The 25,765-nt window shown below is 63.6% G+C and carries 27 protein-coding genes; 12 read left to right on the forward strand and 15 right to left on the reverse strand.

The genetic code is table 11. The features are described 5' to 3' along the window. Positions 1-22 precede the first annotated feature (22 nt). Positions 23-664 carry a LysE family translocator gene (locus NXT3_RS18735; RefSeq protein WP_097526114.1) on the forward strand — a complete coding sequence of 214 codons (642 nt, stop codon included), beginning with the start codon at positions 23-25 and terminating at the stop codon, positions 662-664. A gap of 25 nt (positions 665-689) precedes the next feature. Here NXT3_RS18735 and rlmN read toward each other — a convergent pair whose 3' ends face one another. The 4 genes from rlmN to NXT3_RS18755 form a co-directional block, all read right to left on the reverse strand. Further along, positions 690-1,925 carry a dual-specificity RNA methyltransferase RlmN gene (rlmN, locus tag NXT3_RS18740; RefSeq protein ID WP_097539586.1) on the reverse strand — a complete coding sequence of 412 codons (1,236 nt, stop codon included), beginning with the start codon at positions 1,923-1,925 and terminating at the stop codon, positions 690-692. A 231-nt stretch (positions 1,926-2,156) separates the two neighbouring features. Beyond that, entirely contained in the window at positions 2,157-2,660 is a 504-nt protein-coding gene (locus NXT3_RS18745) for an invasion associated locus B family protein (RefSeq protein ID WP_037418046.1), read from the reverse strand. A 395-nt stretch (positions 2,661-3,055) separates the two neighbouring features. Next, entirely contained in the window at positions 3,056-3,433 is a 378-nt protein-coding gene (locus NXT3_RS18750) for a YkvA family protein (protein WP_037418049.1), read from the reverse strand. Positions 3,434-3,508: 75 nt separating this feature from the next. Continuing rightward, a complete protein-coding gene (locus NXT3_RS18755) occupies positions 3,509-3,826 on the reverse strand; it encodes a 4a-hydroxytetrahydrobiopterin dehydratase (protein WP_104839847.1) in 318 nt (105 codons plus the stop codon). A 71-nt stretch (positions 3,827-3,897) separates the two neighbouring features. Between NXT3_RS18755 and NXT3_RS18760 the strand changes: the two genes are divergently transcribed. Then, positions 3,898-4,371, forward strand: coding sequence for a low molecular weight protein-tyrosine-phosphatase (locus tag NXT3_RS18760; protein ID WP_176536623.1), 474 nt, complete (start codon positions 3,898-3,900; stop codon positions 4,369-4,371). On the opposite strand, the gene thpR is transcribed toward NXT3_RS18760, so the two are convergent. Beyond that, the gene (thpR, locus tag NXT3_RS18765) at positions 4,311-4,898 is read right to left on the reverse strand and encodes an RNA 2',3'-cyclic phosphodiesterase (RefSeq protein WP_097526109.1); all 588 of its coding nucleotides are present in this window, start codon (positions 4,896-4,898) and stop codon (positions 4,311-4,313) included. The genes NXT3_RS18760 and thpR overlap by 61 nt on opposite strands. A 112-nt stretch (positions 4,899-5,010) precedes the next feature. Then, positions 5,011-5,652 carry an arylesterase gene (locus NXT3_RS18770; protein ID WP_097539590.1) on the reverse strand — a complete coding sequence of 214 codons (642 nt, stop codon included), beginning with the start codon at positions 5,650-5,652 and terminating at the stop codon, positions 5,011-5,013. 69 nt (positions 5,653-5,721) lie between these two features. Here NXT3_RS18770 and NXT3_RS18775 point away from each other — a divergent pair, with 69 nt between their 5' ends. The 4 genes from NXT3_RS18775 (at position 5,722) to NXT3_RS18790 (ending at position 10,623) form a co-directional block, all read left to right on the forward strand. Next, complete coding sequence (locus tag NXT3_RS18775; RefSeq protein WP_037418060.1) at positions 5,722-6,447, forward strand: ABC transporter ATP-binding protein; 726 nt, start codon at positions 5,722-5,724, stop codon at positions 6,445-6,447. Further along, positions 6,444-8,999, forward strand: a complete 2,556-nt coding sequence (locus tag NXT3_RS18780; protein WP_104839848.1) for an ABC transporter permease — start codon at positions 6,444-6,446, stop codon at positions 8,997-8,999. The genes NXT3_RS18775 and NXT3_RS18780 overlap by 4 nt, the downstream gene beginning before the upstream one ends. Positions 9,000-9,210: 211 nt before the next feature. Beyond that, positions 9,211-9,948, forward strand: a complete 738-nt coding sequence (locus NXT3_RS18785; RefSeq protein ID WP_037390358.1) for a Bax inhibitor-1/YccA family protein — start codon at positions 9,211-9,213, stop codon at positions 9,946-9,948. 117 nt (positions 9,949-10,065) lie between these two features. Beyond that, positions 10,066-10,623: a GNAT family N-acetyltransferase gene (locus NXT3_RS18790; protein ID WP_104839849.1), complete on the forward strand. Its 558-nt coding sequence runs from the start codon at positions 10,066-10,068 to the stop codon at positions 10,621-10,623. 152 nt (positions 10,624-10,775) lie between these two features. Here the strand turns inward: NXT3_RS18790 and NXT3_RS18795 are convergent, their stop codons facing one another. The 3 genes from NXT3_RS18795 to acnA form a co-directional block, all read right to left on the reverse strand. Beyond that, positions 10,776-11,180, reverse strand: a complete 405-nt coding sequence (locus tag NXT3_RS18795) for a DUF2794 domain-containing protein (RefSeq protein ID WP_037418194.1) — start codon at positions 11,178-11,180, stop codon at positions 10,776-10,778. Between the two features lie 449 nt (positions 11,181-11,629). Further along, positions 11,630-12,403, reverse strand: a complete 774-nt coding sequence (locus NXT3_RS18805) for a DUF1223 domain-containing protein (RefSeq protein WP_083853988.1) — start codon at positions 12,401-12,403, stop codon at positions 11,630-11,632. A 213-nt stretch (positions 12,404-12,616) separates the two neighbouring features. After that, positions 12,617-15,307: an aconitate hydratase AcnA gene (acnA, locus tag NXT3_RS18810; protein WP_037418069.1), complete on the reverse strand. Its 2,691-nt coding sequence runs from the start codon at positions 15,305-15,307 to the stop codon at positions 12,617-12,619. 269 nt (positions 15,308-15,576) lie between these two features. Between acnA and ccmA the strand changes: the two genes are divergently transcribed. The 5 genes from ccmA to NXT3_RS18835 are packed head-to-tail and all read left to right on the forward strand — an operon-like array spanning position 15,577 to position 18,468. Continuing rightward, the gene (gene ccmA, locus NXT3_RS18815) at positions 15,577-16,200 is read left to right on the forward strand and encodes a heme ABC exporter ATP-binding protein CcmA (protein ID WP_104839851.1); all 624 of its coding nucleotides are present in this window, start codon (positions 15,577-15,579) and stop codon (positions 16,198-16,200) included. Beyond that, positions 16,197-16,856, forward strand: a complete 660-nt coding sequence (gene ccmB, locus NXT3_RS18820; RefSeq protein WP_037418075.1) for a heme exporter protein CcmB — start codon at positions 16,197-16,199, stop codon at positions 16,854-16,856. The genes ccmA and ccmB overlap by 4 nt, the downstream gene beginning before the upstream one ends. 60 nt (positions 16,857-16,916) lie before the next feature. Continuing rightward, a complete protein-coding gene (locus NXT3_RS18825) occupies positions 16,917-17,687 on the forward strand; it encodes a heme ABC transporter permease (RefSeq protein ID WP_104839852.1) in 771 nt (256 codons plus the stop codon). Continuing rightward, on the forward strand, positions 17,684-17,860 hold the full coding sequence (ccmD, locus tag NXT3_RS18830) for a heme exporter protein CcmD (protein WP_083853990.1): 177 nt from the start codon (positions 17,684-17,686) through the stop codon (positions 17,858-17,860). The genes NXT3_RS18825 and ccmD overlap by 4 nt, the downstream gene beginning before the upstream one ends. Further along, positions 17,857-18,468: a DsbE family thiol:disulfide interchange protein gene (locus NXT3_RS18835; protein WP_037418080.1), complete on the forward strand. Its 612-nt coding sequence runs from the start codon at positions 17,857-17,859 to the stop codon at positions 18,466-18,468. Before ccmD ends, NXT3_RS18835 begins: the two co-directional genes overlap by 4 nt. 259 nt (positions 18,469-18,727) lie before the next feature. Here the strand turns inward: NXT3_RS18835 and NXT3_RS18840 are convergent, their stop codons facing one another. The 6 genes from NXT3_RS18840 to NXT3_RS18865 form a co-directional block, all read right to left on the reverse strand. Next, positions 18,728-19,321 carry a DUF2585 domain-containing protein gene (locus NXT3_RS18840; RefSeq protein WP_083853992.1) on the reverse strand — a complete coding sequence of 198 codons (594 nt, stop codon included), beginning with the start codon at positions 19,319-19,321 and terminating at the stop codon, positions 18,728-18,730. Further along, entirely contained in the window at positions 19,318-19,950 is a 633-nt protein-coding gene (locus tag NXT3_RS18845; protein WP_037418204.1) for a septation protein A, read from the reverse strand. Before NXT3_RS18845 ends, NXT3_RS18840 begins: the two co-directional genes overlap by 4 nt. A 158-nt stretch (positions 19,951-20,108) precedes the next feature. Next, a complete protein-coding gene (ftsY, locus tag NXT3_RS18850) occupies positions 20,109-21,779 on the reverse strand; it encodes a signal recognition particle-docking protein FtsY (protein ID WP_104839853.1) in 1,671 nt (556 codons plus the stop codon). Positions 21,780-21,794: 15 nt separating this feature from the next. Continuing rightward, positions 21,795-23,069: a tRNA (N(6)-L-threonylcarbamoyladenosine(37)-C(2))-methylthiotransferase MtaB gene (gene mtaB, locus NXT3_RS18855; protein WP_097526099.1), complete on the reverse strand. Its 1,275-nt coding sequence runs from the start codon at positions 23,067-23,069 to the stop codon at positions 21,795-21,797. Then, positions 23,066-23,968, reverse strand: a complete 903-nt coding sequence (gene dapF / locus NXT3_RS18860) for a diaminopimelate epimerase (RefSeq protein ID WP_199773358.1) — start codon at positions 23,966-23,968, stop codon at positions 23,066-23,068. The genes mtaB and dapF overlap by 4 nt, the downstream gene beginning before the upstream one ends. Positions 23,969-24,058: 90 nt before the next feature. Continuing rightward, positions 24,059-25,066 (reverse strand): MBL fold metallo-hydrolase, encoded by a 1,008-nt coding sequence (locus NXT3_RS18865; protein WP_037418090.1) that lies wholly within the window; start codon positions 25,064-25,066, stop codon positions 24,059-24,061. Between the two features lie 126 nt (positions 25,067-25,192). On the opposite strand from NXT3_RS18865, the gene NXT3_RS18870 reads away from it, so the two are divergent. Next, entirely contained in the window at positions 25,193-25,645 is a 453-nt protein-coding gene (locus NXT3_RS18870) for a MarR family winged helix-turn-helix transcriptional regulator (RefSeq protein WP_097526096.1), read from the forward strand. Positions 25,646-25,765 lie beyond the last annotated feature (120 nt).

Raw genomic sequence — 25,765 nt, forward strand, 5'->3', positions numbered from 1 at the left:
GACCTGCGCCTGAGGAATAGCCATGGACTTCCTGCCAAGCCTGCCGACCCTCCTTACCTTTGCCGGCGCGAGCCTGCTGCTGGCGGCAACGCCCGGACCCGACATGACGCTGTCGATCAGCCGGGCACTGGCGCAGGGCAAGAAGGCCGCGCTCTTCGTCGTGGTCGGCACCGGGCTCGGCATCGTCGTCCACACGCTGCTCGTCGCCTTCGGCATCTCGGCGCTGATCACCGCCTCGCCGACCGCCTTCCTGGTGTTGAAGACCGGCGGTGCCGCCTACCTCCTGTGGCTCGCGATCCAGGCGATCCGCTACGGCTCCAGCCTGTCGGTAACGAAGGTGGCGGAGGCGAAGGGTACGGCGCTTTCGAACATTTCGACCGGCTTCTCCGTCAACATCCTGAACCCCAAGGTCGTGATCTTCTTCATGACCTTCCTGCCGCAATTCGTCAGCGCCGACGACCCGGCGGTGACCGGCAAGCTCCTGTTCCTCGGTTTCTTCTTCATCGCTATCGGCATGCCGGTCAACGCGCTGGTGGTGCTAGCCGCCGACTGGCTGGCGGCCTGGCTGCAGCGCAACAGGCGGGCGATGCGAGCGCTCGACTACAGCTTTGCCGGGGTGTTTTCGGTGTTTGCCGTGAAGATTTTTCTGACGCAGGCGCGGTGACGTCCATCCCGAGGGCTCTTGCCCCTCAATCCTCGCCGTGGTTGGCGATCATCATCGCCTCGAAGGCGAGTCGGTCGACCTTGCGCATGCGCTCCGATTCCGACTTGAGCTGGCCGCAGGCGGCGAGGATGTCGCGGCCGCGCGGGGTGCGGATCGGCGAGGCGTAGCCGGCCTGGTTGATGAAGTCGGCGAAGGCTTCGATCTGCTCCCAGTCCGAACACTGGTAGTTGGTGCCCGGCCAGGGATTGAAGGGGATCAGATTGATCTTCGCCGGGATGCCCTTCAGGAGCTTCACCAGTTCCTTGGCGTCCTCCAGGCTGTCGTTGACGTCCTTCAGCATTACATATTCGAAGGTGATGCGGCGCGCATTGGACAGGCCCGGATAGGCGCGGCAGGCCTCCATCAGCTCCTTCAGCGGATATTTCTTGTTGATCGGCACGAGCATGTCGCGCAGTTCGTCTTTGACGGCGTGCAGCGAGATTGCCAGCATGACGCCGATCTCCTCGCCGGTGCGATAGATTTCCGGAACGATCCCGGAGGTCGACAGCGTGATGCGCCGCTTCGAGAGCGACAGGCCGTCGCCGTCCGAGGCGATCAGCAGTGCCGTCTTGACGTTCTCGAAATTATAGAGCGGCTCGCCCATGCCCATCATCACGATATTGGTGATCTTGCGGCCCTCGGCCGGCACGATCGCGCCCTGCGGCGTGTCGCGCTCCGGAAAGTCGCCGAGCCTGTCGCGGGCGAGCAGAAGCTGCGAGAGGATTTCCTCGGCCGTCAGATTACGCACCAGCTTCTGCGTGCCGGTGTGGCAGAAGGAACAGGTGAGCGTACAGCCGACTTGGCTCGAAATGCAGAGCGTGCCGCGGCCTTCCTCGGGAATATAGACGGTCTCGATTTCCACCGGCCGTCCGGCGCCGCGCGGCGGAAAGCGCAACAGCCATTTGCGCGTGCCGTCGCCCGAAACCTGCTCTTCGACGATTTCGGGCCGGGCAACGGTGAAATGCTGCTTGAGCATTTCGCGCATGTCCTTGGAGACATTCGACATCTGGTCGAAGTCCGAGACGCCGCGCACATAGAGCCAATGCCACAGCTGGCTGACGCGCATCTTCACCTGCCGCTCCGGCACGCCTTTCTCGACCAAGAGCTTGGCCATGTCCTCGCGCAAGAGGCCGATCAGCGACGGCTTTTCCGTTTGCGGCGCGACGCGCACCTGCGGCGCCTTAACGATATCCGGCCTGTTCAAGATCTCGGTGGCTGGCATGCTCGTGGTCCTGTCATGGAGCGGGGGCTGTCCGGATATGCGTCTCCGGATCATCTTCCGATGCTCGAACTGAAGTATGGCGAGCCTTCGGGCGCGCTCACACGGGGCGCAGGGCTCTGGATTGCGGGCGCTTTAGCATTCTTTTTGCGGCGAGTCACCATGAGCGCTTCAGCCGAAAGCAAAAAGGCCGGCTGAGCAGCCGGCCTCTGAGTCGGGAACGCAGGGTCCGGCCTACTTGCAGGCCTCGATCTGCTTCAAGGCGGCGGAGATGCCGGAGAGCGAATAGGAGTAGGAGGTTGCCGTGCCCTTGCGCGACTTGGCGTTGACCGACATGTCCTTGCCCGATTTCATCGCCGCGACCAGCGCCGGCTCTTCCGCGGCATTCTCGACCCAGGCAGAGTTGCCCTTGGTGAACATGATGAAGGTGCGTCCGTCGATGACCACGTTGACCTTCGAATTGTCCTGTAGCTGATAGCCCATCATCACCTGCGGCTCGTAGCTGATGTTCTGCCCCGGGCGCTGCGAGACGAGGAAGAAGATGTCTCCGTGGTCGACGCCGGCAGGGCTCTTTTCCTTTGGAACCGACAGGACATAGCAGACCTTGCCGCCGCCCGACTGATAGGAGTACGCGCCCCAGGCGTTGAACTGCTGGATTCGCGTCGGCGATTGCGCGGAAGCCACGCCGGCTGCCGCCATTACGAGTACGATTGCAGTTGCGATCTTTCTTGCAAACATGAGTTCCTGCCGATTTCCTAGCTTGCGGTTGCCCGAACCAGGCTTACACGGGCGACGCATAGTCACGATTTGAATTTATTTTGACTTAATTCAGGTTACCAAACCGTCAACGATCGCCGCAATCGTCCCGTTTTGCCCCACAGGAACAGTGCGCCCGCGGCCTTGGACCATTGCGGGCGTGCGGTTCGTCCCTGTGCGGATTTGCCGGTCCGGTCGGACATCGGTACTGGCGGGCCGTGGCCGGTGATCTTCCTGTCTCAAATCTCGTCGGACGCGCCGTTCTGCTGCCTCACGCCCACAGCCGTCACGTTTACGGAATCTATGTCACAAAGAATCGGGCAAGAGTTTGTCGTCGCGGGCGGCAATGCGGCGACCTCGGCAACGGGGTGGCGCCGCTAGTCGTCGAGTCGCTCGCCGAACGTCTCGTCGGCCTTGTGATAATGTGTCTCCTTGATTTGGCCGCTGATCGCCGCAAAGGCGGCAGTCAATACGGCGACGTCGTCGGAGAAGCCGACGGCGGCGAGCACGTCGGGCACGAAATCGAGCGGCAGGACGAAATAGGCCAGTGCCGCGAGGAGTATCCCTCGGGTGCGCGTCGGCGTCTGCGGGTCCACCGCGCAATAATAGGCGGCGACGAGATCGCGGCTGAAGGGAATCTGGCGAACCGCCCGGCGGAAGGTCGGCCAGAAGCGGCGGCGCACCTTGCGCTCGCGGCGCTCCTGTTCGGATTCCTCGCCTGGAAGGAGAATTTCACCAATCTTCACGTCGTCCATCGCGTCCGTTCCGCTTGTCACCAGCCAGATATGGGCATGGCAGGCGCCATTTCAAATGGCCGTATTTAGATGGCCTTACTTCAGATGATCCGGCATCCGCCCGGCAGCCGCCTGGTCCATCTTCGCCGCCAACTTGAAGTCGAGCTCCGTCAGGCCGCTGGCATCATGCGTCGAAAGCGTGACATCGACCTTGTTGTAGACATTGAACCATTCCGGGTGGTGGTTGAGCTTCTCCGCCGCGAGAGCGCATTGCGTCATGAAGCTGAAGGCTTCGGCGAAATTGCGGAAGCGAAACGCCTTCCAGATCGAGGCTCCGTCCTCGGCGAGAACCCAGCCTTCCATCCTGTGGAGATGCTCGGCGATAGTCTCGGCATCGAGCTTTTCGGGCCTCATGCGGTTTTCTCCCTGCCCTTTTCAGGCTAACCATGCCGCGTGGACGTGCGGTGGAATGCTCCATGGATACCATGAAACCCGTCAGAATTCTCTTCGTTTGTCTCGGCAATATCTGCCGATCGCCATTGGCAGAGGGCATCATGCGTCAGCTTGCGTGCCGAAACGGCTATGGCGATGTGGTCTCGGTCGATTCAGCCGGCATGGGTGCCTGGCATATCGGCCATCCTCCCGACCGCCGCTCGATCGCAGTCGCCAGAGCCCACGGCATCGACATTTCCGGTCTGCGCGGCAGGCAGATCGACGCGGCCGATCTTGCCGCCTTCGACCTGATCCTCGGCATGGACCGCCGCAATGTCGCCGAGCTGCGGAGGCTCGCCTCGCCCGAGACATTCCACAAGGTGCATCTGTTCATGAACGTTGCCGCGGGCCGGAACGACGACGTTCCGGATCCCTATTCCGAAACGGCGGATGCCTTCGAGGCGCTCTACCAGATGCTGGAGGCCGGCTGCTCCTCGCTGCTTGCGAAGCTCACGCGCCCTTCGTGAAGCGGGAACACCTCTTCCGTCAGATAGGGCCCGCCGCCGACCGAGTCGCGCGAGGATAGGAGGACGAAGCGCGGAACGATAAAGGGCGCGGTCATGAAATTGCCGCGCCCTGACAGATACTCGACGACGTCGTCGACACGTGAAGCGCGTAGTCGCGCCAGCGTCACGTGCGGCGTGAACTTGCGCGGGTCCGGCGGCAGGCCGAGACGCTGGCAGATGCGTTCGATTTCCGCCTGCAGCGCATACATGTCCGGATTGTTGCTGACGCCGGCCCAGACCGAGTGCGGCTTCTTCGAGCCAAAGGCACCGATGCCGGTCAATTGCAACTGAAATTCCGGCCGTTCGATGCGGTCGAGGCCGTCGATGATTTCATTGGCGGTGCGCCAATCGACATCGCCGATGAAACGCAGGGTGATGTGGTAATTCTCCACATCGATCCATCGAGCTCCGGGAAGACCTCCGCGCAGCAACGAAAGACTCATTGCTGCATTGTGCGGAATTTCGAGGGCGGTGAATAGTCTCGGCATGGCGAGCTCCCCGAATCTCTTGCAGATGTCTCAGCGAATCACGCATCGACTCTGCACGCAACTGTTATTTGGCGAGTTGAGAAATTAACATCTGCTTAATTGTGGATGTTCGTTATTCTCCTTTGTGCAGTGATCTGACGAATTGCTCGGCCGTTGGAAGAAAACGCTCCACCATTACGGCAATGCCATCGCTGTTCGGATGCATGCCGTCGTCGAGTTGCAGTCCTGCTTTGGTTACGACTCCGTCGAGGAAGAAAGGGTAGAAGGCGAGTTTGTGTTCCCTAGCGAGGTCGGAATAAATCAAATTGAAGCGCGCGCCGTAGTCGCCACCCATGTTCGGCGGCGCCATCATGCCGACGAGCAGCACCGCAATGCCGCGCTCCTGGAGCCGGTCAATCATAGCCTCGAGGTTTTTGCGGGTTTCCTCGGGCGAGACGCCGCGCAGCGCGTCATTGGCGCCGAGTTCGAGGATCACGCCCTTCGTTCCGTCAGGCACCGACCAATCTATGCGGGCGAGACCGCCCGAAGTCGTGTCGCCGGAGACGCCCGCATTCGCGATCGTGACATCGAAGCCCTTGTCCTTGAGCGCCTTTTCAAGCCGGGCGGGGAAAGCATCCTCCGGCGGAAGCTGGTAGCCGGCCATCAGGCTGTCGCCGAAGCCGACGAGGCTGAGGCTTTCGGCCCGGGCTGCCGCCGATAACGCGATTGTCATTGCAAGGCTCAAGAAAAACGGGAGAAAATCTTTCAATCGCATGCTTCCGTTCCTAAATCGGCGGGCAATCTTTTCGTCAATCCATTCTTCTTTCATATAGGGTCGTTCCGCGTGGCAAAAACCATCATCGAACTGAAAAATGCGGACCTGACCCTCGGCGAGGCGGCAGCCTCGGTGCACGTGCTGAAGGGCATGAGCCTGACCATCAATGCCGGCGAATCCGTCGGCATCGTCGGGCCGTCCGGCTCGGGAAAATCGACACTCCTGATGGTCATGGCCGGCCTCGAGCGCCTCGATCGCGGCGAGATCGTCATTGACGGCACGGCCCTGCACCGGATGAGCGAGGACGAGATCGCCGATTTCCGCGGCCGCAATATCGGCATCGTTTTCCAGTCCTTTCATCTGATCCCCAATATGACGGCGCTCGAAAACGTCGCGGTGCCGCTGGAACTCGCCAATGTCCGCGACGCCTTCGGCATCGCCCGCCGAGAGCTAGTCGCCGTCGGGCTCGGCGAACGGCTGACGCATTATCCGGGACAGCTTTCCGGCGGCGAGCAGCAGCGCGTGGCGATCGCCAGGGCGCTGGCGCCGTCGCCGAAACTGCTGATCGCCGACGAGCCGACCGGCAATCTCGATGCCGAGACGGGCCGGCAGATCGCCGACCTGCTCTTTGCCGAGCAACGCGAGCGCGGCATGACCCTCATTCTCGTCACCCATGACGCGGCCCTCGCCGGGCGCTGCTCCCGGCAGGTGCGGGTCCGTTCGGGCGAGATCGTCTCCGGGGCCGAGGCCGCGCCGCTCGCCGAACCGGCCCGCCCGGAGGCCGCATCCGCATGAGCGCAGCCACGGTCATCCGCCGCCTTCGCCCGTTCCTCGCCCTTCGTCTGGCGCTCCGGGAGATGCGCGGCGGTCTCAAGGGCTTCTATATCTTTCTTGCCTGCATCGCGCTCGGCACGGCGGCGATCGCCGGGGTCAACTCGCTGTCGCAGTCGATCAGCGCGACGATCGCCTCGCGGGGCCAGGAGATCCTTGCCGGCGATATCCGCTTCGAGCTCAACAACCGCCTCGCGACGCCCGAGGAGCGCGCCTTTCTCGAGGGCTTCGGCGACGTTTCGGCATCCGCCGGCTTGCGCTCGATGGCGCGCCTTCCGGACGGGTCGAACCAGGCGCTCGTGGAGTTGAAGGCCGTCGACGCCGCCTATCCGCTCTATGGCGCGCTTGAAAGCGAGCCGGCAGGGCCGCTTGCCGAACTCCTTGCGAAGGATGGCGATGTCTACGGTGCGGTTGCCGCGCCGCTGCTCCTCGAGCGGCTCGGCATCGCCTCGGGCGCCGAGATCCTTCTCGGCAATGCACGGATCCGCGTCAATGCCACGATCATTCGCGAGCCGGACGCACTGTCCGACGGATTCGGCTTCGCGCCGCGGCTGATGGTGTCGGCCGAGGCGCTCGCTGTTTCCGGCCTGGTGCAGACCGGCAGCCTCGTCGAGCACGCTTACAAGATCAGGCTCGCCGATCCGTCACGTGTCGCCTCGATCCGGACGGAAGCGCAGGCGCGTTTTCCCGCAGCCGGCTGGTCGATCCGCACCAGCAGCAATGCCGCCCCGTCGCTCAACGCCAACATCACCCGCTTCTCGCAGTTCCTGACGCTCGTCGGGCTGACAGCGCTGATCGTCGGCGGGGTCGGGGTCGGCAATGCGGTGCGCTCCTATCTCGACGGCAAGCGCGGCGTCATCGCCACCTTCAAATGCCTCGGCGCGCCGGCCTCGCTGGTGGCGACGGTCTACCTCGCACAGATCCTGATGATCGCCTCGATCGGAATTGCCATCGGCCTCGCGCTCGGTGCCTTGATCCCATTCGTGGCGGCGCAGTTCCTCGCCGACGTATTGCCGGTGTCGACATCCTTCGAGCTCTATCCCTCGGCGCTTGGCCTTGCGGCGCTCTTCGGCTTGCTGACGGCGCTTGCCTTTGCGGTCCTGCCACTCGGCCGGGCGCGCCGGGTGCCGGCCACCGCCCTCTTCCGCCAGCAGGGTTTCGAGCCGAGCGGCTTTCCCGCCTGGCCCTATCTCGCGGGCGCGCTCGTCTGCCTGGCGGCGCTCGCAGGCCTTGCCGTCTGGACCGCCTATGACCGCTACATCTCGCTGATCTTTCTCGGCGCGATCGCCTTTGCCTTCGTCGTCCTGCGGGCCGTTGCCTTCCTCATCGGCTGGCTGGCGCGGCGCAGCCCGCGCGTCCACTCGCCGGCCCTGCGGCTGGCAATCGGCAATATACACCGGCCCGGCGCACTGACGCCGTCGGTGGTCCTGTCGCTCGGGCTGGGCCTCGCGCTTCTGGTCACGCTCGCACTCATCGACGGCAATCTGCGGCGCGAGCTGACCGGCAGCATGTCGGAGCGCGCGCCGAATTTCTTCTTCGTCGACATTCAGGGTCATGAGATAGACGGCTTCCGGTCGCTGCTCGGCAGGGCGATGCCGAAGGGCAAGATCGTCGAGGTGCCGATGCTGCGCGGCCGCATCGTCGCCCTCAACAGCCAGGACGTGAACAGCCGCACCGTGCCGCCCGGCGGACAATGGGTCTTGCGCGGCGACCGCGGCATCACCTACGCGAAGAACAAGCCGGAGAATTCGACGCTCACCGCGGGCGCATGGTGGCCCGCGGATTACAGCGGCGAGCCGCTCGTCTCCTTCTCGGCCGAAGAGGCCGGCGAGCTTGGCCTGAAGCTCGGCGACACGGTCACGGTCAACGTGCTCGGCCGCAACGTCACCGCCCGGATCGCCAATTTCCGCAATGTCGAGTGGGAATCGCTGTCGATCAATTTCGTCATGGTCTTCTCGCCCAACACCTTTGCCGGCGCGCCGCATGCCTGGCTGGCGACGATCATCGACCCGGATGCCACGGCGGCGGAAGAAGCGGCGGTGTTGAAATCCGTCACCAACACCTATCCCACGATCACCAGCGTTCGCGTCAAGGACGCGCTCGACATCGTCAACACGCTGCTCGGGCAGCTTGCGACGGCAATCCGCGCCGCGGCCGCCGTGGCGTTGATCGCATCCGTGCTGGTGCTCGCCGGCGCGCTTGCCGCCGGAAACCGGGCACGCATCCACGACGCGGTGGTGCTGAAGACCCTCGGCGCCACCCGGGGAACCTTGATCCGCGCCTTCAGCTACGAATATTTTATTCTCGGCGTGGCCACCGCCGTCTTCGCGCTCCTGGCAGGCGGAGTTGCGGCCTGGTTCGTCGTCAGCCGCATCATGACGCTGCCGTCGAATTTCCTGCCGGACGTGGCCTTCGCTACGATCGCCGTTGCCCTCGTCGTGACGGTCGGCATCGGCCTTGCCGGGACCTGGCGCATCCTCGGGCAGAAGGCCGCGCCGGTCCTACGCGAACTGTAGCGGTGGCGATTAACCGTTAATCACCCGTGTTTGATCGCCCAGAAGCCCGGCTTTGCTCGATTCAGGCCCGGCCGGGTCTTGTGCGGCGCGGCTTTCACCATCATATTTATCCACAGGCATGCTGGAGCCCCGCAGCGGCGCCTGGGCGTGAGCTGGCACAGACACCCGCCGCCCGACACCGTAATTCCAACCGGGGCTTAAAGAGGAAACAATGGCTGATCTGAGAAACTACCAAACCCGAATGTCGCCCGCCGGCGCTCAGGCGGGTGCCGTGATCGATGAAGGCCTTCGCGCTTACATGCTGAAGGTCTACAACCTGATGGCCCTGGGGCTGGCGATCACCGGCGTGGCAGCTTACGGGACCTATGCGCTTGCCGTCTCCAATCCGGCATTCGCCCAGCTCATCTACGCCTCGCCGCTGAAGTGGGTCGTGATGCTGGCACCGCTTGCGCTGGTCTTCTTCATGAGCTTCCGCATCAACTCTATGAGCGTTTCCGCCGCCCAGACGACGTTCTGGATCTACGCGGCGCTGATGGGCCTTTCGTTGTCCTCGATCTTCCTGGTCTTCACCGGCCAGAGCATCGTGCAGACGTTCTTCGTGACGGCCGCCTCGTTTGGCGCCCTGTCGCTCTACGGCTACACGACGAAAAAGGATCTGTCGGGCTTCGGCACATTCCTGATCATGGGCCTGTTCGGCCTGATCATCGCGTCGATCGTCAACATCTTCCTTGCTTCGTCGGCCCTCGGCTTCGCGATCTCCGTGATCGGTGTTCTGGTCTTCGCCGGCCTGACCGCCTACGACACGCAGAAGATCAAGGAAATGTACTTCGAGGCCGATGACGTCGCGGTTGCCGGCCGCAAGGCTATCATGGGCGCGCTGACGCTCTACCTCGACTTCATCAACCTGTTCATGTTCCTGCTGCAGTTCCTGGGCAACAAGAACGAGTAGTCGGGACTGGATTGACGAAGAAGGCGGCTTCGGCCGCCTTTTTTGTTGCGCCGAATCTTGATCGGTCCGGCCGCTTCATGCGAATGCTGCAGCAGTCACAACAACGAAAAATCGCCCATGACCTTCACGCTTCGCGACGCCGTCGCCGCCGATCTTCCCGCCATCACCGAGATCTACCGCGAGTCGGTCCTAAACGGTGTCGCGACCTACGAGGTGACGCCGCCCTCCGAGGCGGAGATGGCGCTGCGCTTTTCGACGATCACCGGCAGCGGCTATCCCTATATCGTCGCCGCGGACGAGCAGGGCAGCGTGCTCGGCTACGCCTATGCGTCGGCCTTCCGCACCCGGACCGCCTATCGGTTCCTGGTGGAGGATTCGATCTATCTGGCGCCGGAATCGCGCGGCCAAGGCATCGGCAGGGCGCTGCTCGAGGAGCTCGTCAAGCGGTGCACCGCGCTCGGTTTTCGCCAGATGGCGGCGGTGATCGGCGGCGCCCATCCCTCCTCGATCGCCGTTCATCGCGCCGTCGGCTTCGAGCATCAGGGAACGATGAAGGCAACCGGCTTCAAGCATGGGCGCTGGCTGGATACCGCGATCATGCAGCTTCCTCTCGGCGAGGGAATGGACACCCTGCCCGCCGAGGGCGCCTATCCGGATACGCTTTACCGGAGCTGATTGCCCCTCTCCTCGGGTTAAACCCGAGGACTAACCCTCTCCCCGTACGCGGGTAGAGGGACTGGAGCCGGCGCGGCATAGTCCTTCGCCCCGCTTGCGGGGAGAAGGTGCCGGGAGGCGGATGAGGGGCAATTCCAAATGGAGACGCTGCGTTATGTCTCGACGAGCTTCAGCACCTTGTCGAAGACTTTGAGGACCTGTGCCAGCTCGTGGCCGCGCTTCAGGATCGTGCCTTGAGCGTTCAGCACGCTGTAGGCACCCTGTTTGGCGGCGAGTTTGGGGTTCTTCTCGATGCGGTAGAGCGGGACTTCCCCGGCGCGCTTGAACACCGAGAACACGGCACGGTCCTTCAAATGGTCGATCGCGTAGTCGCGCCATTCGCCCTCACCGACCATGCGGCCGTAGAGTCTCAGAACGAGGTCCAGCTCACGGCGGTGGAAGGTGACTGGCGGGGGGTTTTTGGCTTGCTTGTATTCGTGAAAATCGACGACCACATTCGATGTGGTCTGGCCCTGGTGACGCGCTTCGCCCTCCGGCAAATCCGATTGATCGGTCATCGGCAATTCGGCCTTCTGATGTGACAGGACCATGACAGTGTGCCTGACGAAAGACGAAAAGCAAGCCGGAAGCTGTTGGCAAGGCGGGCAATTCTTGCCCTTGCCGCAATTCAGTCAAATCGCCGCCCCAATTCACCGCAAAACTCCGACCGCTGCCGGACGAGTCGTTGCCACCGTATGTCCGGACAGGTTGTCATGCTGCGGGAGGTTTCCAAACGCAGACATGACCGGTTCGGTCCGGTAACTTCGAACCCTCAGCCCCAGCCCCTCGATGCTGCCGGGCCGAACCATCCCTCCGCCTCGAATTCGGCGCGTGCGCTCGCATCTGCCCCTCATCCGGCTGCCGCCACCTTCTTCCCGCAAGCGGGGCGAAGGGACGATGCCGCACCCGCTTACGTCCCTACACGAGCAGACAAGGGGCAAACTCCTGACCGGAGCCCTTCGCGTCGCTACAGCTTGCCTTGCGGGCCGGCGAGAAGGGTTGCGGCGCCGATGATCGGGCCCGGCGTTTCCGCATCCTTCATCGATTGCAGCAGGATGGCGCAGCCGCTATTGCCGCGCCCCTCGATCAGCACCGAGGCGGGGAGCGTGAACTGGGCGGGCTTGCCGTCCCACATGCCGATGGTCTGGATATCCTTGACCGCGTGCCAATAGGCGATTTCTTTGCCCTTGTTCTCGCCTCTTTCGACTTTGACCTCCCGGGCCCGGTCGAAATAGACGACGACGACATTCGCCTTGCCCTCACCGGCGCCGACCTTGATGGAGATTTCCTCGCCGCCGATCGTGGCATCGACCGCCACGGCGAGCCCGCCGCCGCCGGCGCTCATCGTCGCCAGCCGGGACTTGACCGCCTGGAGGTCGGAGCCGTTCACGTGATCGCGGCCGTTCAGAACCACCTGTGGCGTGTAGACGCCACTGCGGCCGAGCATGCGGGCATAGGCATACTGCCGCTCGGTGTTTTCCTTGGTGGCAAGCGTGTCGGCCCAGCCGAGATAGTTCCAGTAATCGACGTGATAGGCGAGTGCCACGACCTCGCCCTCGTCGATAAGCGCCTTCAAGGCGGCGTCGGCGGGCGGACAGGACGAACAGCCCTGGCTGGTGAAAAGCTCGACCACACCCTTGAACGCCTTGCCGTCGTCGGCCGCCGCCGTGCCGCTGATGGCACCGAGCAGGCCCATGGTCAGGGCCAGGCGGCGGAGCATTGGCAGCAAGGCGAAAGTCATGGCGTCACTTGTATTTGTCGGGCGGGCGCTTCCATCAGGGGAGTACATTACATACGACGGGCCGGTTTCAACAGAAAGTCACGTTGGAGTGACCTGCGGGCAGGCTGGGGAAAACGTCGACGGACATAAGCGGCGGCAGTTAGCGCAAAAAAAGAGCCGGGGCATCGGCTGATGCCCCGGCCAGATCGTTGAAGCAGAATGCGGACGGCCGGTTCAGGCCGCGAGATCGCGCAGAACCGTCTGCAGGATGCCGCCATTATTGACGTAGGTGACCTCGTCCAGCGTGTCGATACGGCAGATGAGCGGCACTTCCTTCACCGAACCGTCGCCATAGGAGATCTTGGCGACGCGCCTTTCGCGCGGCTGGACATTGGCGAGGTTGTCGATCGTGACGACCTCATCGCCCTTCAGGCCCAGCGAATCCCAGGTCGTGCCCTCTTCGAAGACGAAGGGGATGACGCCCATGCCGACGAGATTCGAGCGGTGGATGCGTTCGAAGGACTGGGCGATCACGGCCTTGACGCCGAGAAGGTTGGTGCCCTTGGCCGCCCAGTCGCGCGAGGAGCCGTTGCCGTATTCGACGCCGGCGAAGATGACGAGCGGAACGCCCTCTTCCTTGTACTGCATGGCCGCATCGTAGATCGACATCTCTTCCTTGGACGGATAGTGGATGGTGTAGCCACCTTCTTTGCCGTTCGGGCCGAGCATGTGGTTGCGGATACGGATATTGGCGAAGGTGCCGCGCATCATCACTTCATGGTTGCCGCGGCGCGTGCCGTACTGGTTGAAGTCGGCAACGGTCACGCCATGGCCGAGCAGGTAGGAGCCTGCCGGTGAGGCGGCCTTGATCGAACCGGCCGGGGAAATGTGGTCGGTGGTGATCTTGTCGCCGAAGAGGCCGAGGACGCGGGCGCCCTTGATGTCGGAAATACCGGCGCCCCTCTTGCCCATGCCCACGAAATAGGGCGGGTTCTGCACATAGGTCGAGGCCTCGTCCCAGGCATAGGTCTGCCCGGCCGGAACCTGGACGGCCTGCCAGTTTTCGTCGCCCTTGAAGACGTCCGCGTATTTGGTCGCGTAAAGTTCGCGGGTCACGTATTTGAAGATGAACTCCTGGATTTCCTGCGAGGTCGGCCAGATATCCTTCAGGTAGACCGGCTTGCCGTCCTTGTCTTCGCCGATCGGCTCCTTGGTGAGGTCCTTCTGGACCGTGCCGGCGAGTGCGTAGGCGACCACAAGCGGCGGCGAGGCGAGGTAGTTTGCCTGGACGTCCGGCGAGATGCGGCCTTCAAAGTTGCGGTTGCCGGAAAGAACGCCGGCGGCAATCAGGCCCTTGTCGTTGATCGTCTTCGAGATCGGCGCCGGCAGCGGGCCGGAGTTGCCGATGCAGGTGGTGCAGCCGAAGCCGACGAGATTGAAGCCCAGCGCATCGAGGTCCTTCTGCAGGCCGGACTTCGCCAGATATTCGCCGACAACCTGCGATCCGGGCGCCAGCGATGTCTTCACCCAAGGCTTGGTCTTCAGGCCCTTGGCGACCGCGTTGCGGGCAAGCAGGCCTGCGGCGATCAGCACCGACGGGTTCGAGGTGTTGGTGCAGGAGGTGATTGCCGCGATCGCGACGTCGCCATGGCCTATGTCGAAATCCGTGCCTTCGACGGCATAGCGGTTCGAAAGCTGACCGGGCTTCTTGTAGTCGTTTTCGAGCGCGACGGCAAAGCCGGAGGCGATGTTTTCAAGCGCGATGCGGCCCTCGGGGCGCTTCGGGCCGGCCATCGACGGCACGACGTCGCCGAGGTCGAGTTCCAGCGTGTCGGTGAAGACGAGGTCCGAACCGTCGCCCTCGCGCCACATCCCTTGAGCCTTGGAATAGGCTTCGACCAGCGCGATGCGCTGTTCTTCACGACCGGACATCGTCAGGTAGTTGATCGTTTCGGCGTCGACCGGGAAGAAGCCGCAGGTGGCGCCGTATTCCGGACCCATGTTGCCGATGGTGGCGCGGTCGGCGAGCGTCATGTTGTCGAGGCCCGGGCCGAAGAATTCGACGAATTTCGAGACGACGCCCTTCTTGCGCAGCATCTGCACGACGGTCAGCACCAGGTCGGTTGCCGTCACGCCTTCCTTGAGCTTGCCGGTGAGTTTGAAGCCGATGACTTCCGGCAGCAGCATCGAGACCGGCTGACCGAGCATCGCTGCTTCCGCTTCGATGCCGCCGACGCCCCAGCCGAGCACGCCGAGGCCGTTGATCATCGTGGTGTGGCTGTCGGTGCCGACGCAGGTATCCGGATAGGCGGTGATTTCGCCGTTCTCTTCGCGGGTCCAGACCGTCTGGCCGAGATATTCCAGATTGACCTGGTGACAGATGCCGGTGCCGGGCGGCACGACGCGGAAGTTCTTGAACGCCTGCTGGCCCCATTTCAGGAAGCGGTAGCGCTCGCCGTTGCGCTGATATTCGAGTTCGACGTTCTTGGCAAAGGCCTGCGGCGTGCCGAATTCATCGACGATGACCGAGTGGTCGATGACGAGGTCGACGGGAACGAGCGGGTTGATCTTCTCCGGGTCGCCGCCGAGAGACACCATGGCGTCGCGCATCGCCGCGAGGTCGACGACGGCCGGGACGCCGGTGAAGTCCTGCATCAGCACGCGCGCCGGACGGTAGGCGATTTCGTTTTCCGCAGTGCCCTTGTCGCTGAGCCATGCGGCGACGTTTTCAATGTCCTTCTTGGTGACCGAGCGGTCGTCCTCGTTGCGCAGCAGGTTTTCCAGCAGCACCTTCATCGAATAGGGAAGCTTGGAGACACCGGCGAGGCCGTTCGCTTCCGCTTTCGGCAGGCTGTAATAGACATAATCCACGCCGTTGACCGTGAGCGTGGAGCGACAATTAAAGCTGTCTAGGGATTTGGACACTGGAAATACCCCGTTCCGTCTGATCGCCAAAAGCTGACGTACGAACGCCCGAGCGCCTGTGAAGCGCGAAATGGGATGCGGGTGCGGCCATTTCCGCTGTCCGTACGTGGAATGTCATTCCATGTTCGGCGCTTGGATGAAATTCACGCCGACCGCTGGCGTGTTGGCCGCCTTATAGATAATTTCTCCAATTCGTGCCAGACCAACCAAGGTCCAATCGGAACTTTTTTTGCTCTGCAAAAAAGAGCGTCAAGGAAAGCTTAAGATCGATGCGCCTGCTGGTTGAGGGTTTGAGTGCGAGGCGAGGCGAAGACTTGATTTTCAACTATATTTCCTTTTCGCTTGCAGCCGCGGAGGCGCTCGTGGTGACGGGGCCGAACGGCTCTGGAAAGTCGACCCTGCTGCGCGTTCTTGCGGGTCTTCTTCGTGCCGAAACGGGGAGAATATCGCTCAAGGACGGACCTGCCGGTTTCGAGCATCCGCACGAGCTCAGCCACTATCTCGGCCACCGCAATGCGATGAAGCGGGAATTGACGGTCGAGGAAAATCTTTCCTTCTGGCAGCGTTTTCTCGGCAATTCGCCGGGCGGCTCCGGCCTCGATCTTGCCGCGGCGGCAGCCGCCGTCGGCCTCGCCGACATTACCCATCTGCCCTTCGGCTATCTTTCCGCCGGGCAGCAGCGGCGGATGGCGATGGCGAAGCTGCTCGTCGCCTATCGACCGATCTGGATTCTCGACGAACCGACCGCCGCACTCGATGCCGGCGCAGACAGGCTCTTTGCCGGGCTGGTCACGAGCCATCTCGAGCGTGGCGGCATCGTCATCGCCGCCACCCACCAGGCGCTGGGGATCGGGCAGTCGAAGACCTTGCAGATGACGGGGTTTTCGCATTGATGTCTCTTTTCTTCCGGGACCTGAAGCTTTCGGTGCGCGCCGGCGGCGGCGCGATGATCGGCGTGCTCTTCTTCATGACCGTCGTGTCGGTGATCCCCTTCGGCGTCGGGCCGGATCTCAATCTGCTTTCCCGCATCGGCCCGGCGATCCTCTGGATTGGCGCGCTGCTCGCCTCGCTTCTCGGCCTGGACCGGCTTTTCCAGGCGGAGCGCGAAGACGGCTCGCTCGATCTCATGCTGATGCACGAGACGCCGCTCATCCTCACGGTTTTCGTCAAATGCGCCGCCCATTGGGCCGCCACCGGACTCCCGCTGGTCGTCGCCTCGCCCTTTCTCGCCCTGTTCATGAACATGGACGAGTTCGCCATCGGCGCGACAATGCTTACTCTCCTTGCAGGGACGCCGGCGATCACCTTCATCGGGGCGGTCGGCGCGGCCGTCGCTGTCGCCCTGCCGCGCGGCGGGCTGCTCGTCTCGATCCTCGTGCTGCCGCTCGCCATTCCCGTGCTGATCTTCGGGGTGAGCGCCGTCTATGCCGCGGTCGAAGATCCCGCCCCCTTCCTGCCGCCTTTCATGATATTGATGGCGATAACCCTGTTCTTCGCGGTCATCGGACCGGTTGCGGCGGCCGCGGCGCTGCGGCATTCGGCCGACTGACGCAATCGTGATTGACCAGGGTCAATTGCGGAGAAGGTGCTTCCGCGTTAAACAGCCGTCATGAGCGATAACAGCCTGGCCATCCGCAAATTCAGCGATCTCGCCAACCCGACCCGGTTCCTGGCGCTCGCCGATCGCGTACTGCCATGGTTTGCCGCACTTACGGTGCTCGCCTTCGCCGCCGGGCTCTGGCTCTCCTTCACCACCGAGGGCGATTACCAGCAGGGCGAGACGGTGCGCATCATGTATGTGCACGTGCCTTCCGCCTGGCTGTCGATGATGTGCTACACGCTGATGGCGATATCCGCACTCGGCACGCTCGTCTGGCGCCATCCGCTGGCGGATGTCTCGGCCAAGGCGGCCGCACCGATCGGCGCCTGCTTCACCTTCCTGGCGCTCGTCACCGGCTCGCTCTGGGGCAAGCCGATGTGGGGCACCTGGTGGGTTTGGGATGCACGGCTGACCTCGGTCTTCCTGCTCTTCCTTATGTATCTCGGACTGATGGCGCTGAACCGGGCCATGGACGATCCGGCCCGTTCGGCCCGCGTCTCGGCCGTGCTGGTGCTCGTCGGTTTCGTCAATATCCCGATCATAAAATTCTCCGTCGAATGGTGGAACACGCTGCATCAGCCGGCAAGCGTCATGCGCCTCGACGGCCCCACCATCGATCCGGAATTCCTGTGGCCGCTCATAATCATGGCGGTCGGCTTCACGCTCCTGTTCTTCACGCTGCACATCGCCGCAATGCGCAACGAGATCTGGCGCCGCCGGGTGACGTCGCTCCGGCGCCAGGCGGCCCGCAATGCCGGCCGGGAGAACTTGGTGCCATGATGAGCCATGCAGCCTATGTCTTTGCCAGCTATGCCGCCGCCTTCGCGGTCGTTGCGGGCCTCGTCGTCTGGGTTGTCGGCGACGGCCGTGCCCGGCAACGAGAATTGAGGGCACTCGAGGCCGCCGGCATCCGCCGCCGTTCGGCGGAAGCTCCAGCCGGAGAAGCTCGATGACGAGCACGCAGGCGCCGCAGCCGGACGAGCGCAGGCCCGGCCCCTTGCGCTATTTGCTGGCGGCGCTTCCGCTTCTGATCTTCGCGGCGCTGGCGCTGATCTTCTGGAGCCAGTTGAATTCCGGCCGCGACATCAGCGAAATTCCCTCGGCGCTCATCGGCACCAAGGCGCCGAAGCTCGATCTGCCGCCGCTCCAAGGCGCCGTGACGCCCTCAGGCCAGCCGATGCCGGCGCTCACCGATACGGCCGTCAAGGGCAGACTGACGCTCGTCAACGTCTGGGCCTCTTGGTGCGTGCCCTGCCGCCAGGAACATCCGGTCATCCTCGAACTTTCGAAGGACCCCCGGTTGACCGTCGTCGGCATCAACTACAAGGACCGCAACGACAACGCGCTGCGGTTCCTCGGCGAACTCGGCAACCCCTTCTCGGCGGTCGGCATCGATCCGAACGGCAAGGCGGCGATCGACTGGGGCGTCTACGGCATCCCGGAATCCTTCCTCGTCGCCGCCGACGGCACGATCCTCTACAAGCGCGCCGGGCCGTTCGACGAGCGGACTTTGAAGGAAGGATTGATGCCGGCGATCGAGAAGGCGCTTGCCGGATCGTAGGTGGCATTTTAGCTAGCGTTGCCCCCTCATCCGGCCTGCCGGCCACCTTCTCCCCGCGCGCGGGGCGAAGGGACTCGTGGCGCCCACTCATCCTCATCGAACCGCCTGTGGGAAGGTAACGGAAACGCGGCTTCCCAGTTTCAACGCCTTGCGTTGAAGAGGGCGCTCGGCGTTTCCGCGAAGTCCCTTCTCCCCGCCTGCGGGGAGAAGGTCGCGGCAGCGGGTTGAGGGGCAAACCCGGCCGGAAGACCTAACGGGTCTACAGCCCCGCCTGCCACGCCTTCACCGCATCAAGCGGCCAGACAAGCATCAGCACGTTGAGCGTCAGGTTGTCGCGGATCAGCCAGCCGGTAAAGAGTTCGAGGATGATCGCGATCGTGACCGTTACCGCCACCGGCAACCGCGAGGCAATGAGGAAGCCTGCGGCCATGGCGAGCGTGTCCATAGTGGAATTAAGGATGCTGTCGCCGAAATAGTCGAGCGAGATCGTCGCCGAGCGGTAGCGGTTGATCACCATCGGCGTGTTCTCGGCGATCTCCCAAGCCGACTCGATGACGGTCGCGAGCAGCAGGCGGGCGCTCAGCGGTTTTCCGCGCAGCAGCAGAAAGCCGAGGCCGTAGAACAGGAAGCCGTGGATGATGTGCGACGGCGTGTACCAGTCGGAAATGTGCTGCGAGTTGCCGCTGGAATTGACGACGCCCTCCCAGAGTTTCACATAGCCGCATTCGCAGATCCACAGCCGCCCCATCAGATGCTGCATCAGGATCTGGATGACGACGACGCCGAGGCAGGCGATCAGCCAAATCCAGGTGCTGCGTTGCCTGTTGTCGTCCGTACCGGCGGCGATCGTCACTCGGCCCTCTCCTGTTCCAGCGAGTGCTTCATGATCAGCGGCATCTGGGCAAGGGTGAAGAGAATGGTGATCGGCATCGTCCCCCAGACCTTGAAGGCGACCCAGAAATCGGTCGAGAAGGAGCGCCAGACGATCTCGTTCAACACCGCGAGGAACAGGAAGAACACGCCCCAGCGGATCGTCAGCTTCCGCCAGCCGTCCTCATCCAGCTTGAAGGCGGCATGGAATACATAGCCGAGTAGCGACTTGCCGAACAGGAGCCCACCGAGCAGGATCGCGCCGAACAGCGTGTTGACGATGGTCGGCTTCATCTTGATGAAGGTATCGTTCTGCAGCCACAGCGTCAGCGCCCCGAAGACGAAGACGACGATGCCGGAGACGAGCGGCATCATCGGCAGGGTTCGCGTCATGATCCAGGAGACGGCGAGCGCCGCGGCCGTCGCCGCCATGAAAAGGCCGGTGGCGATGAAGATCGGACCGCCGAGTTCGGCGAGCACCGGAAAGCGCCCAGCCAGCCAGTCGCCGCGCGAATTGGCGAAGAAGAACACCATCAGCGGCCCGAGCTCCAGTACGAGCTTCAGGAGCGGGCTTACCTCCGTCCGGGGCTTCTCTGCCTCGATTGTCGACATGTGCGGATCCTGTTCTGTCATACCACTTGCTGGAACGGGACGCGGGCGGAAAACCGCTTCACACTTTTCCTCGTCCCGCTCTCTGGCCGCTCATAACACCAGCATTGCGGCAAAACCATATCAACCGGCGTTGCCACCGCAAGCTTCGCGTTTCTTGATCAGCCGGCGGCGACGCCGGCGATCGCCTCGGCAAAATCCTTCGCCTCGAAGGGTTCGAGATCGTCGACACCCTCGCCGACGCCGATGAAATAGACCGGCAGCTTGTGCTTGGCGGAGATCGCCACCAGGATGCCGCCGCGCGCCGTGCCGTCGAGCTTGGTCATGATCAGCCCGCTGACGCCCGCGACATTGCGGAAGATCTCCACCTGCTGCAGTGCATTCTGCCCGGTCGTCGCATCGAGCGTCTGCAGCACCGTGTGCGGCGCATCCGGATCGAGCTTGCCGAGGACGCGGACGATCTTTTCGAGCTCGGCCATCAGCTCGGCCTTGTTCTGCAGCCGCCCGGCCGTGTCGATGATCAGCACGTCCGATTTCTTCTCGCGGGCGAGCTGGTAGGCCTCATAGGCAAGGCCCGCGGCGTCGGCGCCGAGCTTGGAGGCGACAATGTCGGACTTCGTCCGCTCCGCCCAGATCTTCAGCTGCTCGATCGCCGCGGCGCGGAAGGTGTCGCCGGCTGCGAGCATCACCTTCAGCCCGGCGCCGGAAAGTTTTGCGGCAAGCTTGCCGATCGTCGTCGTCTTGCCGGTGCCGTTGACGCCGACGACGAGGATCACATGCGGCTTGTGGCTGAGATCGAGTTCTAGCGGCTTGGCGACCGGGGCGAGCACCTTGGTGATCTCGCCGGCCATGATGCGCGAGACGTCCTCGCCGGTCACGTCCTTGCCGTAGCGCTCCGAGGAGAGTGCGTCGGTGATCCGCATCGCCGTCTCGACGCCGAGGTCCGCCTGGATCAACAGATCTTCCAATTCCTGCAGCGTCGCCTCGTCGAGCTTGCGCTTTGTGAAGAGGCTGGCGATCTGGCCGGTGAGCTGCGACGACGTGCGGGCGAGGCCGCGGCGCAGCCGCTGATACCAGGAAAGCTTCGGCTGGGCGGCGGGCACTGCTTCCTGGGGGCGTTTGTCGGCGGCGGCAAAGCCCTTGGGGAGGCTCGGGGCGGCTTCGTCGCGAAGCGCGGCCTGGTCTGCGGAAGGGGCACCCCCCTCTGCCCTGCCGGGCATCTCCCCAACAAGGGGGGAGATTGGATGGGGCGCGCCCTCGCCGTCTATCGCAACGCTTTCGTCAACTTCTTCGCTACGGGTACCAACCTCATCCGGGGCGGGCTCGGCTGTCGGCGCAATTTCGCCTGCACGACCGGCCTCTGCCTCCTCGACGACGGTTCGGCTGTTGTCGGCGGCTGCCTCGATCTCCCCCTGATCTCCCCCCTTGAGGGGGAGATGTCCCGAAGGGACAGAGGGGGGTATCGCGGCTTCACCGGCAAACGGAGCGTCTTCGGAAGGTGCTTCTCCCCCCTCGGGCATCTCCCTCACAAGGGGGGAGATTGGATGGGGCACGCTCTCGCCTTCGATGACGACGTCTTTCTCGGACCTTGCCTCTTCATGACCGGTCTCAACCTCGGGGGCACGTTCGGGAGATGGCGCAATCTCGTCCGCACCAGACTTCGCCTCCTCGATGGCAGTCCGATCATCCTCGGCGCTCGCCGCAGGGACAGAGGGCGTGCCAGCGGCCTCATCGGCAACCGGCGCTACCGGCGCCTCCTGCGGCGGCAGCGGTTTCTCTTCGACGGTATCCTTGCCGAAGGAGAAGATCTTCTTGATGAAACCAATCGCCATGGGAATGTCCGGATATCAGGCCGCAGCCATCTGTTCTCTGTGCATCGTCAGATGCTTGCCGTTGTGGCCGGTGATTGCGACCGTAGCGAGCGAGCGCGGCTCGAGGCCGGCCGCATCGACGAGGGTAAAATTCTCCGTATGCGCCAGCCCGTTCATCTCGACGAGGATCGTCTGGTCGCTGCCGATCATGCGGTCGAGATGGGCCGCGTAGAGCTCTGCTCCTTTGACGCGCAGCCGCGCGGCCCGTTCTTTGACGAGCGCCCGGTCGAGCTGCGGCATGCGGGCCGCCGGGGTGCCCGGACGGGGGCTATAGGGGAAAACGTGGAGATGGGCGATGCGGCACTCCTCGGCAAGCCGCGCGGCGTTCTCAAACATCTCTTCGGTCTCTGTCGGAAAACCGGCGATCATGTCGGCGCCGAAGCTGATCTCGGGCCGCAAACGCCGAACCTCGGCGCAGAAGGCGCGGGCATCGGCGCTCGAATGGCGTCGCTTCATGCGCTTCAGGATCAGATCGTCGCCATGCTGCAGCGACAGATGCAGATGCGGCATGAAGCGCGGCTCGTCCGCGATGAGGTCGAGGAGATGCCTGTCCGCCTCGATGCTGTCGATCGACGAGAGCCTGAGGCGGAGAATTTCCGGCACCTGCTTCAAAAGCGTCCTGGCGAGCAGCCCAAGCGTCGGCGTTCCGGGCAGATCGGCGCCGTAGCTCGTCGCGTCGACACCGGTCAAGACGATCTCGCAATAGCCGCCTTCGACGAGCCGGCGCGCCTGTTCAACGACCGCGCCCATCGGCACGGAGCGGGAATTGCCGCGGCCATAGGGGATGATGCAGAAGGTGCAGCGGTGATCGCAGCCGTTCTGCACCTGGATGAAGGCGCGCACGTGGCCGTCGATGTGCTTGACCATCTGCGGCGCCGTGGAGCGCACGCTCATGATGTCGTTGACGCGCAGCTTTTCCTCGGCCGAAACGCCGAAATCCGGCAGCGCCCGATAGGAGGCGCTTTTGAGCTTCTCCTCGTTGCCGAGAACCGCATCGACCTCGGCCATCTCGGCGAAGGTTTCCTTCTCGGTCTGGGCGGCGCAGCCGGTGACGACGATGCGGGCATGCGGATTGTCGCGCCGGGCGCGGCGGATCGCCTGGCGCGCCTGGCGCACGGCCTCGGCCGTGACCGCGCAGGTATTGACGAGGATGGCGTTGTTCAGCCCCGCCTTCTCGGCCTCCGCCCGCATCACTTCCGATTCATAAGTGTTGAGGCGGCAGCCAAAGGTTATGACCTCGACGCCGCTCAAAGCGCTCGCGCTCCGTTTGCGCCGCTCGCCGCATCACGCTCAAAAGCACCGGTGGCGGGATCGAGCCTGCCCGACCATTCCCATTCGGCCGGCCCCGTCATGATCACGTGGTCGTCGCGCTCGCGCCATTCGATCTTAAGCGGCCCGCCCGGAACGTTCACCGTCACGGTCCGATCCGTGCGGCCGGTTCTGGCGCCGCTGACCGCGGCGGCGCAGGCGGCGGAACCGCAGGCGAGCGTCAGCCCCGCGCCCCGCTCCCACGTCCTGAGGTCCATCTCCTCACGTGAACGGACACGGGCGATCGATATATTGGCGCGTTCGGGAAAGATCGGGTGATTTTCGAGCAGCGGCCCGAAGCGCTCGAGCTCGTAGCTCCAGACGTCGTTCTCCACCCAGAAGATCGCATGCGGATTGCCCATCGAGGCGACCGACGGCGAATGCAGCACCGGATCGTCGATCGGCCCGATCTGCAGCTCGATCCGCCGTGTATCGTGGAATTCCTCGGCGAGCGGGATCTCGCTCCAGCCGAAGCGCGGGGCTCCCATATCGACCGAGATCAAGCCGCCGTCATGCTCCTTGGCCTCGAGCAGGCCGGCGACCGTATGGAACAGGAACGCCTTCTTGCCTGTCTCGGCGGAGAGCGCCTGGACGACGCAGCGGGTGCCGTTGCCGCAGGCCTGCGCCATCGAGCCGTCGGAATTGACGATGTCGATCCAGGCGTCCGTGCCGGCGGCCCTCGGATCGTGGATCGCCATGATTTGGTCGAATTCTGTCTCCGGATCGGCATTGAGCGCGATCGCCGCCGCAGGCGCCACGCGATCCTTGCGGCCGCGCATGTCGACGACCAGGATCTTGTTTCCAAGCCCGTTCATCCTGGCAAATTGCACGTGATCGGCCATGTCGCGATTGTCCAAACTCGGCTCCCGACCCCGGGCGCCCTTCATTCGGGCTGTATATGGCGGAAAGGCCCTGAAATTACCAGTGCTGCATTATCCCGTCGAGGCGGGAACGTCGAAGACTTCGCCGGGCCGCAGCGGCCGGAAGCGGCGTGGCTCGACGCCGGCCCTGGCGAGCGCGGCCTCCAGGGCCCTCAACGGCTCTTCGATGCCCTCATCCGTCAAACGGAACGTGCCCCAATGGTGACCCGCCACGTGCTCTGCGCCGCAGGCGATCATGCCCATGACCGCTTCTTCCGGATTCTGGTGGTGGCTTTCCATGAACCAGCGCGGCTCGTAGCAGCCGAAGGGAAGGTTGGCAAGGCGGAAGGAGCCGTGCTTGTCGCGGGCGGCGCGATAGTTGATGCCGCCGTGGAAGCCGGTATCACCGACATGGTAGATCTTGCCAACCGGAGTCTCGATGACGAAGGCGGACCAGAGCGCCATCCGCCTGTCGCGCATGCCGCGGGCCGACCAATGATGGCAGGGTTCCGCATGGACGACGACGCCGTCGTCGATCTCGATCCGCTCGCCCCAATCGAGAACCGCGAGCTCCGCATCCGGAACGGCGCGGCGGATGATCGTGTCGTTGCCGAGCGGCGTTGCGATCAGCGGCGCGTGCTCGGCATGCAGCGTGCCGAGTGTTTCTACATCGAGATGGTCGTAGTGATTGTGGGTGACCAGCACGACGTCGATCGGCGGCAGGTCGTCCATGCGAATGCCCGGTGCGTTATGGCGATGCGGCCCGGCAAAGGCGAAGGGGCTGGCACGATGGGACCAGACCGGATCGGTCAGTATGTTCAGGCCGGCCACCTGGATCAGGAGCGTCGCGTGCCCGATCATCGTCACCCGCAGCCGGTCGCCATCCACATTGAGCTCAGGCCGGACTTCGATGAAGGGGCTGTCGTAGTGTTTCGGCCAGCGCACGCGCTTGCCGCGCAGCTGCCAGCGCAACAGGTCGGCGAAGCCGCGCGGCGCCATTCCGCCGGGATTGTAGAAACGAATGCCGTCGAAATGATCCGAAACGGGTCCCCTGTAGTAGCGGTTGCCGCCTGTGCCCATTGCCGTCCCAAGCTGTCGATTACATCGATGCCGAAAAGATAGGCGCTCCGGTGCTCGATCACAGTGTGAACGCCAAATCCGTTAATAATTTCTTGTGAATGGCAACTCGATTGCTACCATACCATCATGCTTGCCCGATTCGACAGACTGGAACGGCTCTACAAGGCGATCAAGCTTGTCCGGCCCGTGCATCTCAACGTCAGCAGAACAGTCGAGAACATGCTCGAGGGTGCGGGAATCAGTGTTGCCGAGCGCTCCGTGCTGGAACTCCTCTGCGAGGAGCCGCTGACCGTGCCGGAGGCAGCCAGGCGGCTGTCGATGAAGCGGCAGTTCGTGCAGCGCGTCGCCGCCGGCCTGATCGGCAAAAGGTTGATCGAGAAAAGGCCCAATCCGGAACACCGGCGGGCCTATTTCTGCGCGCCGAGCCCGGCCGGCAGGGATCTCTTCAACGCCGTCCATCGGCGCGAACTCGAAATGCTGCATGCGGTCCTCGGCGATATCAATCAGACCGAGGTAGTCGTGGCGCTCAGAGTCATGGCACGGATCGACGCCGCCTTCGAGGCGCTCGCCCGACGGTGAGCGAAGGAACTTGACGCCGCTCTTCCTCTTCGCGCAAGGTTCTCCCGTAACTTGACTTTTCGGTCGCTTTGCTGTTTATCGCGGCAAATTCCTTCGCAAGTGATGACTTCGAAGCCGCCG

Source organism: Sinorhizobium fredii, from assembly GCF_002944405.1.
Classification (GTDB): domain Bacteria; phylum Pseudomonadota; class Alphaproteobacteria; order Rhizobiales; family Rhizobiaceae; genus Sinorhizobium; species Sinorhizobium fredii_C.